14 protein-coding genes are annotated in these 17010 nt (G+C 42.9%); 9 read left to right on the plus strand and 5 right to left on the minus strand.

Annotated features, from left to right (window positions below; all coding sequences use genetic code 11):
* Both ACLFKQ_RS22410 and ACLFKQ_RS22415 read right to left on the minus strand, forming a co-directional pair.
* Complete coding sequence (locus ACLFKQ_RS22410; RefSeq protein WP_449001934.1) at positions 1-897, minus strand: arabinofuranosidase catalytic domain-containing protein; 897 nt, start codon at positions 895-897, stop codon at positions 1-3.
* The gene (locus ACLFKQ_RS22415) at positions 897-1973 is read right to left on the minus strand and encodes a DUF2793 domain-containing protein (protein WP_449001935.1); all 1077 of its coding nucleotides are present in this window, start codon (positions 1971-1973) and stop codon (positions 897-899) included. The genes ACLFKQ_RS22410 and ACLFKQ_RS22415 overlap by 1 nt, the downstream gene beginning before the upstream one ends.
* A gap of 210 nt (positions 1974-2183) precedes the next feature.
* On the opposite strand from ACLFKQ_RS22415, the gene ACLFKQ_RS22420 reads away from it, so the two are divergent.
* The 3 genes from ACLFKQ_RS22420 to ACLFKQ_RS22430 all read left to right on the plus strand — a co-directional run bounded on the left by ACLFKQ_RS22420 (position 2184) and on the right by ACLFKQ_RS22430 (position 3850).
* On the plus strand, positions 2184-2501 hold the full coding sequence (locus ACLFKQ_RS22420; RefSeq protein WP_449001936.1) for a hypothetical protein: 318 nt from the start codon (positions 2184-2186) through the stop codon (positions 2499-2501).
* A gap of 11 nt (positions 2502-2512) precedes the next feature.
* Positions 2513-3031, plus strand: coding sequence for a D-Ala-D-Ala carboxypeptidase family metallohydrolase (locus tag ACLFKQ_RS22425; protein ID WP_449001937.1), 519 nt, complete (start codon positions 2513-2515; stop codon positions 3029-3031).
* A 96-nt stretch (positions 3032-3127) separates the two neighbouring features.
* Complete coding sequence (locus tag ACLFKQ_RS22430) at positions 3128-3850, plus strand: hypothetical protein (RefSeq protein WP_449001938.1); 723 nt, start codon at positions 3128-3130, stop codon at positions 3848-3850.
* Positions 3851-3896: 46 nt separating this feature from the next.
* Here ACLFKQ_RS22430 and ACLFKQ_RS22435 read toward each other — a convergent pair whose 3' ends face one another.
* Both ACLFKQ_RS22435 and ACLFKQ_RS22440 read right to left on the minus strand, forming a co-directional pair.
* Positions 3897-6161: a phage tail protein gene (locus tag ACLFKQ_RS22435; protein ID WP_449001939.1), complete on the minus strand. Its 2265-nt coding sequence runs from the start codon at positions 6159-6161 to the stop codon at positions 3897-3899.
* A complete protein-coding gene (locus ACLFKQ_RS22440; protein ID WP_449001940.1) occupies positions 6161-6565 on the minus strand; it encodes a hypothetical protein in 405 nt (134 codons plus the stop codon). Before ACLFKQ_RS22440 ends, ACLFKQ_RS22435 begins: the two co-directional genes overlap by 1 nt.
* A 36-nt stretch (positions 6566-6601) precedes the next feature.
* Here ACLFKQ_RS22440 and ACLFKQ_RS22445 point away from each other — a divergent pair, with 36 nt between their 5' ends.
* The 6 genes from ACLFKQ_RS22445 (at position 6602) to ACLFKQ_RS22470 (ending at position 11284) form a co-directional block, all read left to right on the plus strand.
* Positions 6602-7633, plus strand: coding sequence for a DUF2460 domain-containing protein (locus ACLFKQ_RS22445; protein WP_449001941.1), 1032 nt, complete (start codon positions 6602-6604; stop codon positions 7631-7633).
* Between the two features lie 35 nt (positions 7634-7668).
* Positions 7669-8481, plus strand: coding sequence for a DUF2163 domain-containing protein (locus ACLFKQ_RS22450; RefSeq protein ID WP_449001942.1), 813 nt, complete (start codon positions 7669-7671; stop codon positions 8479-8481).
* Between the two features lie 112 nt (positions 8482-8593).
* Positions 8594-10351, plus strand: coding sequence for a DUF2460 domain-containing protein (locus ACLFKQ_RS22455; protein ID WP_449001943.1), 1758 nt, complete (start codon positions 8594-8596; stop codon positions 10349-10351).
* Between the two features lie 260 nt (positions 10352-10611).
* On the plus strand, positions 10612-10752 hold the full coding sequence (locus ACLFKQ_RS22460) for a hypothetical protein (RefSeq protein WP_449001944.1): 141 nt from the start codon (positions 10612-10614) through the stop codon (positions 10750-10752).
* Between the two features lie 73 nt (positions 10753-10825).
* Complete coding sequence (locus tag ACLFKQ_RS22465) at positions 10826-10954, plus strand: hypothetical protein (RefSeq protein ID WP_449001945.1); 129 nt, start codon at positions 10826-10828, stop codon at positions 10952-10954.
* 51 nt (positions 10955-11005) lie between these two features.
* A complete protein-coding gene (locus ACLFKQ_RS22470; RefSeq protein WP_449001946.1) occupies positions 11006-11284 on the plus strand; it encodes a hypothetical protein in 279 nt (92 codons plus the stop codon).
* Positions 11285-11396: 112 nt separating this feature from the next.
* Here the strand turns inward: ACLFKQ_RS22470 and ACLFKQ_RS22475 are convergent, their stop codons facing one another.
* A complete protein-coding gene (locus ACLFKQ_RS22475; protein WP_449001947.1) occupies positions 11397-16463 on the minus strand; it encodes a tape measure protein in 5067 nt (1688 codons plus the stop codon).
* Between the last annotated feature and the right edge of the window lie 547 nt (positions 16464-17010).

Below are 17010 nucleotides of genomic sequence, written 5' to 3' on the forward strand. Positions count from 1 at the left end.
TTAGTGTGTGTTTAGGATCGTGTGAATTGAGCTTCTACTAGCAAAGGTATTACTGTCCCAAATAATAGCAGTACCAATAGAGCCCGAATAAGCAAACAAGAAGTTACCGTTAGCGTCAAGCATTCCTAACTTTAAACTAATGTCGGTATTTAACCCCTCAGCGGAAGGAGTATAGGTAGCTGATGTACCTTGTGTATCAACTTTGTTCACTGTCTGTTCGACATTGTTGTAGAAAGTCTTATTGTTTGTCGAATAAAACTCGGAAATTAACAGATCGTTGGCAGACCAAGATGTAGTAGAACCGATTCTGTTGCCCGATATACCTCCATGCGCCCAGGTTTCACCATCTAACCTGCCTGTGTTGTTAAAGTAGCCGATGTAACTGTTGCTAAGGGTGTGATTAAAGTTTAACAAGGTTCCATGCCCGACATCTGGCACAGAGTTGACAAAGGGGGAGTGTACAAAAGAAGTACTAAGGGTGCTGAAAGCCGAAGTATTCAACCCATTTTTCCCTAAAAAGTCATCACTACCATCAAATCTTACGCCGTAGTAACCGGTTTTAATTGTCTGCACGGTACCACCGTTAACTATTCGCGGTTGTTTGCCTATAATCGACTGAGTAATATGCCTGGAGTTCGTCGATTGATCGTACCAGGTGACTACAAAACCATTGCTAGAACCGACAAAGCTCTGGAGACTTGCAACGTCGAGATTATTATCGATGAATCCTATATCCTGCTCGACGTTATCAGAGCTTCTGCGAACTCTAAGAGCATCCCCGCTATACGCGGTTCTTAGTTTTTTGGTGCTGTATGCAGCATAAGCCCCGCCGTAGGTATCTAACAACAAGGGAGTTAAAACTAACCTAGAGCTTTCGTAAATTCCTGAGAAAAACATTATGCTTCTAATCCTCCCTCGATTTTCCAAACATTGCTAGTACGGTGACGAATCACGATAGTACCTTGCGTTTTGAGGTGGTTGTTAGTATTACCTCCACTAAATAAGAGGTTAGTATCTGTCGTATCTTCTCTTTGAATCGTAATGTCACCGGAGCCATCTAGACTCACCATACAGTTCCAATAGTCAGCAAAACCTGAGATGGAGTCGGGAATTTCTAAGATTCCTGTTCCGCTACTAACGATTAATTCTTTGTGCAAATCAGAAGCGATCAGGGTATAGGGTAAAGTAATCGTCTTAGTCGTGTAGGTTCTACCAACATCGACAGTAACATCCCCTGAGACCGTACTTACGGATACATCCCCCGTAAAGTTGATATTTACTGTATCAGTTTCAACAGAAGATCCATCTTCCTCTATCTCTAAGCTGTAGCTAGGCAAATCGTAAAACCCAGCAGTACCACTATCATTTGTCCCGTAATACTTATCGTTACCTGCTGCGCTTATTCCATCTACTTCATCTGCTGCATCTACAACGCCGTCGTCATTAGAGTCATAGTCTGCTTTTTCCATATCGGCGGGGTTAACAGGTAAGCTATGAAATCCGGCAGTACCCCCTGCATTTTTACCGTAATAAGTGCTATTTCCCGCAGCGTCAACACCTTCTACTTTTTCTGCACTATCGACGACACCATCGTTGTCGGTGTCATAGGTCGATTTCGTCATATCCCCACTACCAGCAGTAGTTATTTCACTCCAGGTAGAACCATTGAAACGGAAGCGAGTATTAGTATCTTTGTTAAAGATAGTGAATCCATCAAACAAGGTAAAAGTTACCCAACTGCCATCTTGATACTGTACTAATTCGTTATCTAAACCAGACCAGGCACCTGTGCCGGTTGCAGCGACTATATACATATCCCCTTCATCAGGTGAAGCTGGCGGGGTTGAAGTTGTGGCGTTTTCAATCGCACCAATCGCTAAAGCCTCTAAGTCACGGATTGCTTCGTTGTGAACTAAATATTTGTTATTCTGGTTAGCCAGGATTTCAGGAATACCTGTTAATGGGGTTGCCATGATTGTTATTGAAAGACTACGGGTAATAGTAAGGTTTCGGAATTAATAACGAGCGAAGCGAGTCATTATATATTAATAAAGAGTCGGTTGACGGCCTTCCAGCCTTATGTAGTGAGGGTTGTAGCGATTGTAAGAAATTTCTTGACACTTCTGTTTCTAACAGCTAATATAAGGATATAGAAAACAATCCACTAAACAAAACAAACAACCATGATTAACGCACCAAGGACTATTTCCGGATTAGAAAGATTCTCCGCTAGACTAAACAATAAAGCAGAAGACCGCAAACAATACCGCATCAACTTTGTTAAAAGAATCTTGGCTAACCGCAAAAGGGATAAGGCATTTACCAAGCTTCCTCACGCTAAAGCTATGACTTGTAGCGTTGACCTCAAATCAGTAGATATTGACTTTATTGCTACCAACTTCCCACTTAACGTATACCAGTTCGAAACCAAGTCATCTACCATCAAAGTTAAGATTTACTGGGAATACAAAGCAATAGTATTCATAATCCGTAAGAAATAAGCAAATGGATAGTGTTAGTTCAAGCCCACCAAATGGTGGGTTTTTTATTATTTACTGTTCAATGCGATCGAGGCGATATGATTAAATACGCGAGAGGCGGTAAATTCAACTTACCTGGCTACCAATCTACTTTCGAAATGTCGGAGTTAATAGGCGGTAAAGGTTACTTCACTTGGGCAGAAGCTCTTAAATTTAGCTCAAATGGCTCATATAGGGCACCTGATTCTAAGACTGAAGTAGATAACATTCTCAGACAAGCTAGCCGTCTGAGCGCGTTTAGAGAGTATTTCGGGGCACCTTTGATAGTTACTTCCTGGTATAGACCACCAGCGGTTAATCGCCAAGTGGGTGGCTCTACCCGATCGATGCACTTAACTGGCTTGGCAACGGATGTCATCGCTAGAGGAGTTAGTGGTCATCAAATCGCTAATAAAGCCAGAGAGTTTGGCTGGGTCGGTGGCATCGCTGCATCAGCTCGTCATAACTTCTGTCACTTGGATTTAGGTAGACCTCGAACTTGGTCTTATTAAGCTACCGCCCACCATTCGGTGGGTTTTTTATTGACAACCTAGAATCTAACGAGTAACATGAAATTGTCAACCCTAAATTAGAAATTAGAAACAACCATGAGTAATCTCAATATCACAACTCAAGAAAGACTCTTAGCCTACATCAAAGAAAACCTAACAAGCAATAGCAATTTAAGCATTGTCGGGTTAGCTCGCCTGTGCCATGTTGCAGATACTTCAATCATCCGGGGTTCTGCGTTCGCCAACCAAAAGTTAGCTGTAATACTTTCAGCGTATGGATTTGAGACCTCTGCGTTAGTTGAAAATGGTTTCAACGCCCAAGCTACTTGGCTCGTTATCGAATATTTCGCTTATGAGTCTAAAGCAAAAGCCGAAGGAGCTAAGCAGATTGCTAGGACTTTCGGCACAATTGGAGTTATGCAGACCTTTGAGAAGCTAAGTCAACCCGAGCAGCAATCTGTTAAACAACTCCCCTATCGCCAGCTAGCCGTAGAAGTTGCCAACAGTGTTAGACATATCACAGATACATTATCAGACAACCCTAGGTTAGCTCAAGTTCTAAGTGATATAGCAATGAACGATGTACTTCCACAAAAGCAGTTGCCAGGCAAAAAGCTTCGAGGTGTAGTGGAAATAGCACATGAGCTTGGATACAAAACCAACTCTAGCAACAGAGTTATCCTTGGTAAATTCATTAAAGACCTTGGGTTTAACCCTGTCAAAGAGACTAGGTTGTGCAACGGGATTATGACAAAGATAAATTGCTATGAGGATACAGACGAACTTAGAGAGGCGATAACTACTTTCTTCACTCATTAACAAACACCTCAAATAACTAGTCACCCCTCAAATGAGGGGTTTTCTTTTAGGCTTCTACTTTCTTAAACCGTAAATTAGTAACTTCTAGCGGGTATCCTCTGCCGACTAGTGCCGATATCTGATATAGCTTAAAAGTTAACTGGTTTTGGTTGCTGCCAAAGTCACTTACTTGGTTAGCCGAAGTGTAAGTGTAAGTAGGAGATGTTAAACTCTCCGTGCGAACCAAAGTAGAACCATCATAGATTTCTAACTCATAAAGCTCGCTATCTTCGTTTAACGGAACAGTCTCAGAAGATTTCAACCATTCACCTTGCTTTCTAGTACGCCTGTTCCAAGTCAGCAACAGGTCATTATTAGTCTTTTTGGTTATTGCGGGATTACTAGGAGCATAAGGTTTTAATCTATTCCCCGCGATCGTCACTTCCGTTTCTGGGGTTATTTCGGTCTGAGCGATACCACTAGGAACGGCTTTGAAGTTATAGGTTTGCTCGAGTTGGCTTACCGTGCCGGCGATATCCTCAAAACCAAAGTTACCTTTGACTAAGAAAAACTCGGAGCTGCTCGCATGCGCTGCGATACTGCCTTCTGTTCCCCTCGCACCTCTTATCAGGTTAGTTAGTTCATAAGTATTAGCTGAAACTAAGGTAGCTGTTTGAAAGCCAATTAGTTCGCCTCCGATCCAAATAACATTACGCAAGTCGTAGAAATCAAAATCAGGAACACTTTCTAATTGACCGTATTCAAGAGTAACTGTTATCTTGCCAAAGCGATCGACGACATAAGGATTACCTACCGGAGCCTCCGCGTTTAAAGTACCTTGTGCGGATACTTGAGGAATAGAAGCAGTAGCGATATAATCGCCACCCTCAGGCTTGGAGTATAGTGTACCGCCATTCCAACCACTACCAGCAGGATCGGGCGTTACCGAGGCATATAAGCCAAATTCGGCATCGCTATCCCTTATCAAATTAACATCTAAAATCCTAGCTTCTGGCTCAGTCCCAGAGTAAGGTAAAAATTCCTCTTTGTAAGTGATTTCAGGAGTAGTAACGGATAAATTATTGATTCTTGTCGAATAGGATACGCCATCGACTTCTACAATCAAGTTAGCGCCAATATTAACCTTTTGCACCTGTACTTGTACTATAGAGTTACGGATGGGTAAATTGAGCAAATCCCCGGGCTCGAGTGTTAAGTATTCAATGGGGAGTTTAATACCTTCATAACGCCTTCTTTGACTCCAGTAATACTCTAGGTTTTTAGTAGCAGCTGTAGCCGCCTCATCATTAGTTAGTACTACCCCAACATTAAAGCTCATCTCATTTACGTGAGATGCGATCGCTTTATAGGCAACCTGAATGCCTCGATTGTATTTATTCTCGCCGTTTAGATATTCAAGCTGAACTTGAGAAGGTAAATCGATTAACTGCTCGCGAGTTTCAGTATATAAGTCCCCCTCTTCTTCTGTATCTTCTTTAGTTCCCAATGCAGTCGCAGGGATATCGATCGCCGTTTGTTGTTCGATTGGTTCGAATTTAACCACGCCGGCGACTTCTTTAGAGATAAAGTGATAACAGCGCTGAAGTTCTTCGATAAACTCACGAACTGATTGACCATCTTGTTTGAGTATAGCTCCAGTGACGTTAGTACCTGATAGCGCGCTAGCGTCATATTCACCAGAAGCTAAACCAGCTCTCACACAAACATCTTCTAAGACCGTTTGTAAACTTGGCGATGTTGTCGTGTTGATAATTTCTACTTCAACTTTAGGGATAGCGTTCCCGTACTCATCTAACGGCAACTCATCAAAAACTAAGTAAACTCGATTCCTAAACCCCGGTACATTTCCAGAACCTTCATAAGCTTCGATAGTAGCATCAGCTGTTTGGGAGTCAGTACCCAAGTAACGAGTAACATACTTATCTTCAAAGTTATTTGACTGACTAACGGTAGGCGCGTTGCCACTCAATTTATCAGAAACGAGTTTGTTGTTCAGCCAAATCCGACCGATGTTTTCAACCTCACCCTCGCACAACAAAACCGCAAATGTACCGTAGTACTTAAACTCATCTCGACCGCCGCCACCTTTACCGCCGCTAGCAGATTCTTTTCTCTCTATAATGTCAGGTGCCCAGATAATATTCCCCGTAACTTTAGCTCTACCATAGACTTTAGGGATAGGCACCCCAAGCTCGGATTTAAGTACGCTTAGGTCGTCTAAGCTTCTAGTTGGTTCGGGTTTTGGAGTGAGAATTGATGTTAATGCCGCTGAAGCTAGTGAAATTCCTATGGATATGCCGACGGAAGCCATTAGACCCTCACCTCATAGATAGCAGCTAATTTTCTTTTCCATGCGCCGATGTTATGCTCGACTACTTCGCCGACACGTAAATCCGCATGAATCATCGTCGTTTCACTTGTAGCGATCGCAACGTGATGAGGAACCCCGGCAATCCTAAATATTAAAATCCTTCCCGCTTCTATCTTATCAGCGGGGTATGAATAACTTAACGAGTCAATAGCCTCAAGCAAGCTGTTACCTTGGGGAGTTCGGTAGTAGTTCTCATAGCCACTCTTTGGTGCGCCGCAAGCTTCTAGCACACCTACAGCAAATTGCACGCAATCGACGCCCACCGATCGCAATCTTTGGTTATGTCGCCAAGGGGTTCCGAGCCAAGTTCTACTTTCTTCAACAATTCTTTCGCTTAAGTTCATGAGTTTACTATTAACCGTCAGCTAATAATAAAAACCATGACTTATTCGGGATTTGAGCTAACTTTCCCCAGACAACCTGCGGAAACAATAAACTTTGAATTTGACACTACGATTATTGAAGCTCAAGAGGGCTATGAGTCACGTCAAGCAAATCGTGCTGAATATCGTGCTAGGTTTACCTTCGATACTCTCTCACTAACAGAAGCAGAACTAACAGAGCTTCAAGATTTCTATGACTCGGTTAACGGTAACTTAGATACTTTCAAGTACAAAAGCCGTATCGAATACACGGCTACAAAAGACTTTGAGGAATACTATACGGGTACTGACTATGACGTTCATACCAGAGGAAGAGCTTACCTTAGACCTGATGGCACTACTTACCAGCTCGTCAAATCCTATGGGGTCGGCGGGAGTGCGGGCGACACTTCTGGTTACAAGACCCTAAAGCATATTGACCTGAGTACATTAGAAATCTATGTAGACGACACTCAGGTTTTTGACTTTACTGCCGATGGCGACATGGGTGTTATAACTTTTGGTACACAACCAGCTAGTGGTGCGGTTGTAAGCTTTAGCTGCGAATACTATCACGAAGTTCGCTTTGATATGGAAAACCTCGAGGCGACTCTGATTGCCCCAGGTGAGTACGAAGTTAATAGCCTGGCTTTAGTTGAGGAACTAACAACCACCTACAGCCCGTTAGATGCTAATGACTACACCGAAATACCCTATTCGTTAAAACTGCCTTTCGAACCTGCTTTAACCAGAAAACGGAAGTTTCAAGTTAGAGAAAAGAGTTTAAAGAACGGTAGAGAGCTTAGAAAACTCAGAAACGCTAATGAAGATGTTTGCTTTGGCCTAGAGTCTAATATCATAACTGAGGCTGAAAAAGGCTTGATGCTTTGTTGGTTTATTGCCACCAAAGGTAGAGCAGTTCCGTTTACTTACAAAGCCAAAAGCTTAAGATTTGACACAGATACCTTCTCGTTAACCACTGTAAGGCTCGAGGATGATAGCGACCTGTATTTTAACTACAACAGTTTCGAACTACTCTCCACTATATAGATAGATATATGAATACATGAACTCTTTTGTTTAATATGACTACCCTAACTTATTGTGTACTAATCGAACGACCTGACGGAGTAAAGCTAGGCTTTACCTCCTTCAATCAGGATATATCTATCAACAGCGTACTCTACAAAGCTAATAGCGCTGTAGACCCAACTGCGGTAAGCTCTAAGGCTGACTTGAGTGCCGACAACATCGAATTAGAATCTCTACTCGATAATGAAGATTTAAAACCTCAAGAGCTTATTGCTGGGCTGTATGACGAGTCCCGTGTTACTTGCGCTTTGGTAGACTTTATCAATAAACCTAGTACCTTAAATGATGCGATCGTTTTACTTAAAGGTAGAATCGGTCAAGTTCGCATTACCGACACTAGCTTTACTTTCGAAGTCAGAAGTCTGTCGGAGTTAGCCAATCGCCCTATCAATTACCGCACATCCCCAACCTGCCCCTATGCTTTTGGTGATAGTAAATGTCAGAAGGATTTGGCTAGTGCAAATTTACTACTTACAGATATAGATGTCACAGCCGTATCAGAATTGATTTTAACGCTCGATACTAACTTGTTGACTGATAACTTCATTGGCGGGGTTTTGACCTTTAAATCGGGCAATAATAACCGGATACGGTACGAAATAGTTGATGTACCAGCTAACAATCAAGTTGAGATTGAAGGGGAATTGGCTGGAGCGATCGCAGTAGATGATGTCGTAGATGTTAGAGCTGCTTGTGGGAAAACAGCAGCAGCATGTAAGGCATACTCTAACTTCATTAACTTTGGTGGTGTTCCAGTTGGCGGTCGATGGGTGCCAGGTTTGGAAGTTATCACTGTACCTCGTTAGATAAATCAAAGTCAACTTTATTATATAATAAAGAGTCGGTTGACGGCTTTCCACCCTTGGTATAACTAGGTTTCAAGGATTACTATTACTTGACAACCAAACTGAAAACACCATGACTTACTCAGGATTCGAGCTCACTATTCCCGTTTTACCCATAGAAACTTTTACCCCCGAATTTCAAACGACAATCATAGAAGCTCAAGAGGGATACGAAAAAAGAATTGCTCGGCGATCGGAATATCGAGCCAAGTTCTCTTTTGAATCTTTTATTTTGACTGAGGAACAGTTAACCGACCTAGAAGAGTTTTTTGATTCCGTATCGGGTACACTCGATACTTTTAAGTACAAAAGCTCTATTGAGTACAAAGCTACTAAGGACTTTGAAGAGTATTATCTTGGCAGCGATTATTACGTTCACTCTCGCGGCAGAGCTTATCTTAGGCCAGACGGTACTACTTACCAACTCGTTAAGAGTTATGGCGTTGGCGGAGATAACGGAGATACTTCCGGCTATAAAACCTTAAAACATATCGACCTGAGTACTTTAGAGATTTATGTAGATGACACTCAAGTGTTTGATTTTACGGTTGACGGCGACACGGGGGTTATAACTTTTGGTACACAACCAAGCTCAGATGCGATCGTTAGTTTTAGTTGCGAATATTACCACGAAGTTAGGTTTGAGAATAAAGAACTTGAGGCGACTCTGATTGCGCCCGGCGAATACAGGATAAGCAACCTGAAATTAATTGAGGAGGTCACTACATCTTATAGCCCATTAGATGCTAATGACTGGAGCGAGGTAGACTATGGGTTTCAGTTTGCCTTCGAACCCAAGCAACAAGAGTCTATAGACTACGATCTAGCTATTAGAGAGTTAAAAAATGAGAGAGAAATCAGAAGGCTGAGGAATGAGAGCATCAATACCAGGTTTAGTCTAGAGAGCAATACCATTACTGAAAATGAAAAAGGGCTGTTGCTTTGCTGGTTTGTTGTAGCCAAAGGTAGAGCAATTACTTTCAGCTATAGAGCCCAGGATTTAAGGTTCAATACCGATAGCCTCTCACTGTCTACAGTAAGGATTGAGAATGAAAGCGAGCTCTATTTTAAGTATGCTGATTTAGAACTCAAGTCAGTCGTTGTAGCTGAAGAGGTGACATTCGAACCGCCTACGGATGGACTGATTGTTTGGTATGATGCTCAAAACACGGGATCCATAACTCTCGATGGTAGTTCCAATATCTCTCAAATAAACGACCTTAGTGGCAACAATAACCACGCCACGGTAGACGATGTAGCAGCTCAAGCTACCCAGCCATCACTATCGGACGGATGGTTTAGCTTCGATCGGAACAACAAAGAGTCTCTGAAAATCGATGGGTTGAGGTTTACCGGTAGTGCATCTCGGAGTATGGTTCTTTCGCTAAGACCGGAAAATTTATCATCCAACAATGTACTTTCAATAGGTTTTGGTCCTACTTCAGTAAACCCACAAGGTCAAGCTTTCAGCATCAGGGTCGGGAATGACCAGATTGCTGTAATTGGCTACGGCTCTATCTATAATACAGTTGTATCGAGGCCGATTGACTCAGGAGAATTCATGGCTATTACAGTAACTTACGACAGCCTGACACTAGAGATTTACGAGGGGGGCACTCTTCTATTCTCTGGAGGCGTACCACAGTTCAACACTAACCCGAACTACCCGAGTTATTTGGGTCGTATCTATGATATTACAGTGCAAAACTTTCCCAGCTCCACATACTCTGGGTTAATTGGAGAAGTTTTGGTTTATGACAAGCCTCTCGATGCTTCTGAACGTCAACTTTGTCTGGACTATATTTATTCAAAGCGCGGAACGCCTACCTAACTTTAGGTGAACACAATCTCGATTCTTCGTGTATTTCTAACTAATATAGCTACCTTAGCTTATTGTGCATCAATCGAAAGACCCGAGGAATTAATAACGAGCGAAGCGAGTTCTTTATTATATAATAAAGAGTCGGTTGACGGCCTTCTACCCTTACAGGGTAAGGGATACAGCCTTTACACTAAATCTAACAACTAATCTTACTTGCCGTTAAACCAAACGGTAAGTTAGTATTAATTTGTAGATTTCAATAAACAACCATGAAAGAAAAACTTCCTACAACTCAACCCAAAGATAATGGCGTATATAGCCACCTAAAAACCAAAGAGATAGTAGTTTTGCTTCGAGCACATCTCTCGAGCCTTAGAGATACCTTTATCGCTCGCTACGAAGATAATTGAAGAGAATATCAGACTCATTGGTTATTACCGTACTGAAATCATCTTTACCAACGTCAAAGAGGAGAAGCTTAGGTTGCTTACAGTCCAACAGTTCTTAATGCTGTTACGGGAGATTGTAGAAAGCGATCGCTATAGCAACGTACTCCAGGAAAATGCCTACTTTGTTTTTCATGGCATCCGGAAGCAGTTTTTTGGTGTTTGACGCCCACTAAATTAGCTATTAGAATAAGAACAGTTTACAAAGGATACTACCATGAAACTATATTTTATCGAAGGAACCACCGGAAACGAAGAATTACAAGAAACTTGGTTTGTTACCAATTCACGAGACGAATCCTATATCGTATTTCAAGACAGAGAAATCGCACAGCGCAAAGTTAACATCCTTAACGGCATTGTAGGCAATGTTGACCCTGAAGCAGATGAAGAAGACGAAGCGGTAAAAAGACTGCTACACTTCGATTCTTCCGCTAGATGGATTGGCGATCGCCCGACTTATAGGGTACAATGTAAGCGGCTTACTATTATGTAAGTTCATGGTTGTTTTCCTCGCTCCGGCAGCACGTTACAGTCGGGGCATTTTCTTTAAACCACCAATCAAATTAGTTATTAGAAAACCCCTCAAGCGATGGGTTTTGTGTTAGTTACCGATTGCGTTCGTACTGACGACGATTGCGAGCTTCAGCTTCGGCAAGCATCTGGGAATGCGAGCGATTAAATCCACTACCTTTTGACTTGATATTGTAATTGGTAGTGATGTTAACGGTGTTTCCCTGACGAGTGTTGTTGTAGAAGCTATTGCCACCTCCCACAGTGTTATTGCCACCCTTAATCATTCCTCCATACTTAAAGTTAGCAGTACCATTGTTTTTCATCATATCCCAAGTACCGTTTTTCTTGAGACTTCTGAAAAATTGAGCATCATTGTTTTGAGCACTTAGAATCTCCTCGTACTTGTTAGCTACGATTAGCTGAGCACCCTGGCCTTCCCTGTTGAGAGCCTCTCCGACAGTGCCGCCGTATTTAAAGATTCCACCGAGAAGACCAACTGCGGGCTGTGCTCCTTTGTTGATACCAAGCAGGCCGCCGAATAAACCTTCTGCCACTCTCGTAGCCGCCATCTTAGCGAACATCTGAACTAGGGCTTTACTGAAGTCAACGAGAGCATTCTTAACGGTTCCAATAATCGAACCAAATACGCTAAACTCATTCTTGATTTTGTCTAGACGAGTTTTGTTAAGCATCTCGAGTCTTTCAGATACTTTGGCTAGTTGGTCGGGGTTATCAGCATACTTCTCTTGAGCTTCTCTGAGCTTGTCGGCGTATTCCGCACTAGCTTTAAGCTTTTCTAGTTCGTTATCACCAGTTAAAGCACCGAATAGATTCTCACCAAAGTTAGAGAAAGCACCCTGGATAGATGATTCGAAAGCTTTACCGATATCGTAACCAACTGAGAGTTTGGCGTTAGCGTTTTCGAGCTTTTTGATATAGATGTTATAGAGTTCATTCTTGCGAGCAGCTAATTCAACCTCAGTCATTCCAGTCTCAAACGCTTGTTTGTCGAGTTTATCATACTCGTTTCTTAACTCACGGTTAAGTCTGAGTTGATTTTGCTGAGCTTCTAACCTACGCCTTTGGGTATCGTTAACAAAAGGGGTGTTAAGAGCGTTATCGAGTCTCATACCTTTTAGGTCGTCTAAGCGATTGAACTCTTCTGCTCGCTCTTGTCTTAATAGCTCTTGGCGTAAACCATCTTGTAACTGTTGGGAACGACCGCCCAAGTCATTAGCCATCTTCTCATACAAGTTAGCTTGCTGCTCGTATTTAGTGAGAATGCGATGGAAATCTTCGTCAGAAGTCGCTGCATTAATCTCAGACATAATTAGAGCTTTTAAACCGCTGTCAATTTGGTTCTTATTGAGGTCTTTGATGTCTCTTAGTAGCGAGTCACGGCTAGCATTTTCATCAAACAAGTTGGTTAACTCGTTATAAGTTCTAGCTTGACGTTTGAACTCAACCACTTGGTTACTAATTTCACCACCAAATTGACTGACTTGAGCCTCAATTGGATTGTAGTTAGTACCAAAGATGCCGCCTTTCTGGAATAAGCTAGTTAGTTGGTTTCTAGCTTCACGACCGGCTCTAACCATATCCTCGTAACCATCCACCATAGCCTTCTGAACTTTATGAAAGGTTCCTTTGATAGTTTCAGCTAGGTTGCTGTTTTCTACTTCGAGTCTGCGAGTTTCGCTTTGGAGTTTTTGACGGTTAGCTTCCATCGATTCGCCAAAAGCTCTCTGGGAATCAATCATCTCGCGTTGGAAATCTTTGTTGCCTTTAGCTGCGATTGCCTTTAGCTGAGATTGCAACTCTCTTTGCGATCGCATCATCTGGTCGTTGATATTCTCTAAGTAATTAGCAGCATAATCCTGCTGCTCCATCGCTCGATCTAAGTCAAACGCGGGAACGGAGATACTAGATACTCTGCGGTTAACCCCATAGACTTGAGCAGTTTGGTTGGCTTCAGCAATACCTCTGTTTTGCTCTTGAACGGATAAGTTAAATTGCTGTACTTTAAGCAACATCTCATCCATAGAGATTTCGCTCTTTTGTTGTAGCTCGATCTTTTGTTTCTCGAACTGCAATTCGCGCTCTTTAGCATCGGCGATCGCATTGGCGATATTGTAGTTTAACTCTTCCCGTTGACGTATTTGGTCTTCACGAGTACGGTTAAAGCTACGTTGCTGGTTTTCCATCTCCAAGCGAATGCCCGGGCGATTGTCACCAGCACTAATACCGATAGCCTGAGCGATTAAGTCTCTAACACCAGTTAAGCCTAATGGATCGTCGATACCTGCAGCCTTGGCAAAGTTATTCATGCCTGAGATAGCACTTGAGAGGTTGCTTAGGTCGAGTTTAGAAACTTCTAGACCCATTCTTTCAGCCGCAGCTCTCATATCTTCCGTAGCTCTTGACAAACCACGAACGAAGTCAGAGAAAGCTCTTTCTTGTTGTCTGAGTAAGCTAGCGTTTTGACGCTCTTGGTCGCGCAAGCCTCTACTGGCGTTAAACATTTCATTATCTAACAAGGGGTTACCTTGGTTAGATAGCTCTTGTTGTAACTTACGAGCCTCAATCTCTTTAGCGAAGTTATCTACTACCATGCGCTCCATATTGTTTTGAAGGTCACGAGTAGCGTTGTAGATTTCCGTTTGAGCCTGTAGCTTCTCGAGAGCCAATTGCTTTTCACGGCGAGTTAAGTCTTCCATGCCTTCTAGAGCTTCGACAGCAGCCTTAACCATTTGGTCGGCTTTACCGAAGTTTTGCTCGCGCATTTCTAACTGTTGCTGAGCCTGTAAGACTTGCTTGCGGGTTACATTGTTAAAGTCTTCCGTGCCAAGTAAGTTAGCCAAGTCTTGCTTTTGGCTCGAGTTTAAAGCACCATAAACGCTTTGAGCTTTGTTTTTGAGAGCATCTAAGGAAGCGATTTCAGCTTCGATATTCTTGAGATTGTCAACGGTAGCATTAGCTGAAAGAGTACCCGAGTAAGCTTTCATCTCAGCTAAAGCACCATAGGATTCAGTTAGCCTTTCGATTCTAGAAAGCTCTAACTCAGCACCTTGAGCACCTGAAGCAGATCTAAATTCTCTCAAGTTTTGCATTACAGGGCTAGTAATGTTTTGGAGAGCGCGAACTTGGCGACGCATCTCTTCGATCTGACGTTTGTATTTGGTTAGCTCGTCTTCTAAGACTTTGAGGTCACTGTCACTAGCACCCTGCTTGCGCTTCTGAGCGATTTCAGCTTCGAGTTTCTCAACTACTTTTAACGCACCGTCTAACTCGGCAGGCTTAAATGTAGTCTCGATTTTAGCTTCTACACCTTCCGTGATCGAGTCCACCTGTCTCTGTAGGTCAAGAGCTTCTTCTTTAGATAAGTCAAAAACTTCTCGGTTGTTGATACGGTAGCTCAAGTTATCGATACGGTCTAAATCTCTTTGGATTTCCTGTTCGACTTGAGCCAAAGATTCAGGATTAATGCGAGCTTTGAAGTCAAGCGTTAAGTCGAGTAGAGTTTGGTTTGAGCTTCCTAAGGCATCTTGGAAGTTGTTTAGCTCTCTTTGTGAAGCCGTACGTCTACCAAGTAAACGAGCGATTCCTTCCCCAAATCTAGAGATATTTTGAGTCTGGTAGCCAGATACTTTCTCCTCTACCTCTGCTAGACCTTCACTAGCAAGTTTCTTGAGTTCGTTATTTAGACTACGAACTTCAATGTTATTTTGATGGAACGAGTCGGATAGGGATTTTAAGACGACGTAACCACCAGCTAGAGCGATTAATGGAGGAGCAGCAGCCAGTAGAGCTTTACCCATACCCAGTAAAGCAGTCTTAACCATGCCAATACCGAGAGCAGCGCTTACAGCCTGTACCCCGAGATTGATTAAAGCAACTCCCGCCAAAGCCGTCAACATCCCAGAGAGTGGCTTGACAATCTTCATCGTAGTCTCGAGAGTATTGTTTAACCCCTCTAAGCCTGACTGTAGCGGTAAGTTACCAATAGAGGCTGCTCGAATTTCCGCCCAAAGGTTTTGGAGTCTAGCTACTTCTTTGTTTAGTGACTTGGTTTCGCCTTCAACATTGTTTAACTCTTCAGCTAAACGAGGCAAGAATCGGTTGGCAGCTAGTTGACCGTTACTAACCATCTGGATAAGTTGACCTGTAGTAACACCCATTGCATCGGCGGCGATACTCAATGCACCCGGTAGAGCTTCCCCTAACTGTTGACGTAACTCTTCCATCGAGACAACTCCTTTAGAAGCCATCTGCGAAATAGCAGTCATCGCCCTAGATTGACCCTCGCCGACTACCCCACGGTTAGCCATCCCTACCGCCAAACCTTCAATTAAAGCATCAGGGTTAACTACATTACCTTTTAGTGACGAAAGCATGGAGGCGTAAGCATCGGCGTACTGTTGTACCGAAGTACCAGCTTTATTAGCCGAATCCCCAAAGCGATCGAATATATTCCCCCCACCTTTACCGATCGCTGATAACTTGAGATTGATGCGATCTAGCTCCATAGCGAGCCGACCGAGATTATTTACCGCACCCATGATTTGCTGACCGAACAGCATGATACCGGCACCCGTACCCAAAGCTAAAGCCTGAGCTTTTGTCAACTTTAATTCTTTCGTAAGCTGACGAGCACCTCTAACAGTAGTGTCAAAAAAGTCTACCATTCCTCCAGAGATGCCCATCTTATACATGGAGTGACGCACAGCTCTAAGAGGATCTTCTCTTCTACGCTTCTCGTCTTTCTCTTGTCGGCGCAATCTCCTTAGTTCGGCAATCTTGGCTTTAGCTTCGGCTAACTCTACTCTGTGTCGCTCTTTAGCAGCCCGCGTAGCCTCCCTCATCGATTCTTTTTGTGCTCTCGTCGCAGCAGCTTCGATTCTTCTGGTTTTATCAGTCGCACTCTGAAGTTCTTTTAAGGATTTTAATTGGTCGCGGTACCCTCGGTTAACATCCTCTTGCACCTTGACGATCGTACCTCGATAGTCCTCTAGGTTCTTTGAATTTAGTCTGGCAGATAGACCTTTTTCTATCTTTTTACCAACATCTATGGCCTTGCTACTAGCTCGGTCTAATTGAGCATCTAGCTCGCTGAAGTCTGCCTTGAAATCTAATATTAAGGATTCTAGAGTAACTGCCATCTTTCAAAGTGTTTGTAACTAACGACTAATAATAGTGACAGATCGGTTTTTGAGATTCCAAAAAAATTCTCAAAAGCTATTGACACCGAATTAGTTGTTAGACTACAATGGATGTAATCCACGGGGAGGAGTCCTCTACAACCAAAACTCCCAGAGGGAAACATAGGTGTCAACCAAGCTCAACCTCAGTTGGTACTGAAGTAGGTTCGATTCCTGCATGAGGTTTTAAACCTTTATTCATTTTTTTTGGAGGATTTTACCATGAAGTCTATCACCATCTCTCGCCCATATTCCGCAGTTCTAGCTCAAATTCTAGACACTTTGCCTGATTTCCCAGTTGACCGTGTAATGATCGTTAGCTCAGCTGATGAGTCATCGACCATCTTCGACTTCGGTCAATTCTTTGACTGCGGCGACTACGACGGCGCTTTGCTCCGGGAGACTCGCAGAGCTATCAAGGCTCTAGGTTAGTCTACTCGACCTCGGCAAGTCATGAAACTGCCGATATTCAAACAACTATCATCACTACATAAATTCATTTTAACTA

The sequence above is a fragment of the Myxosarcina sp. GI1(2024) genome (genome assembly GCF_053543375.1).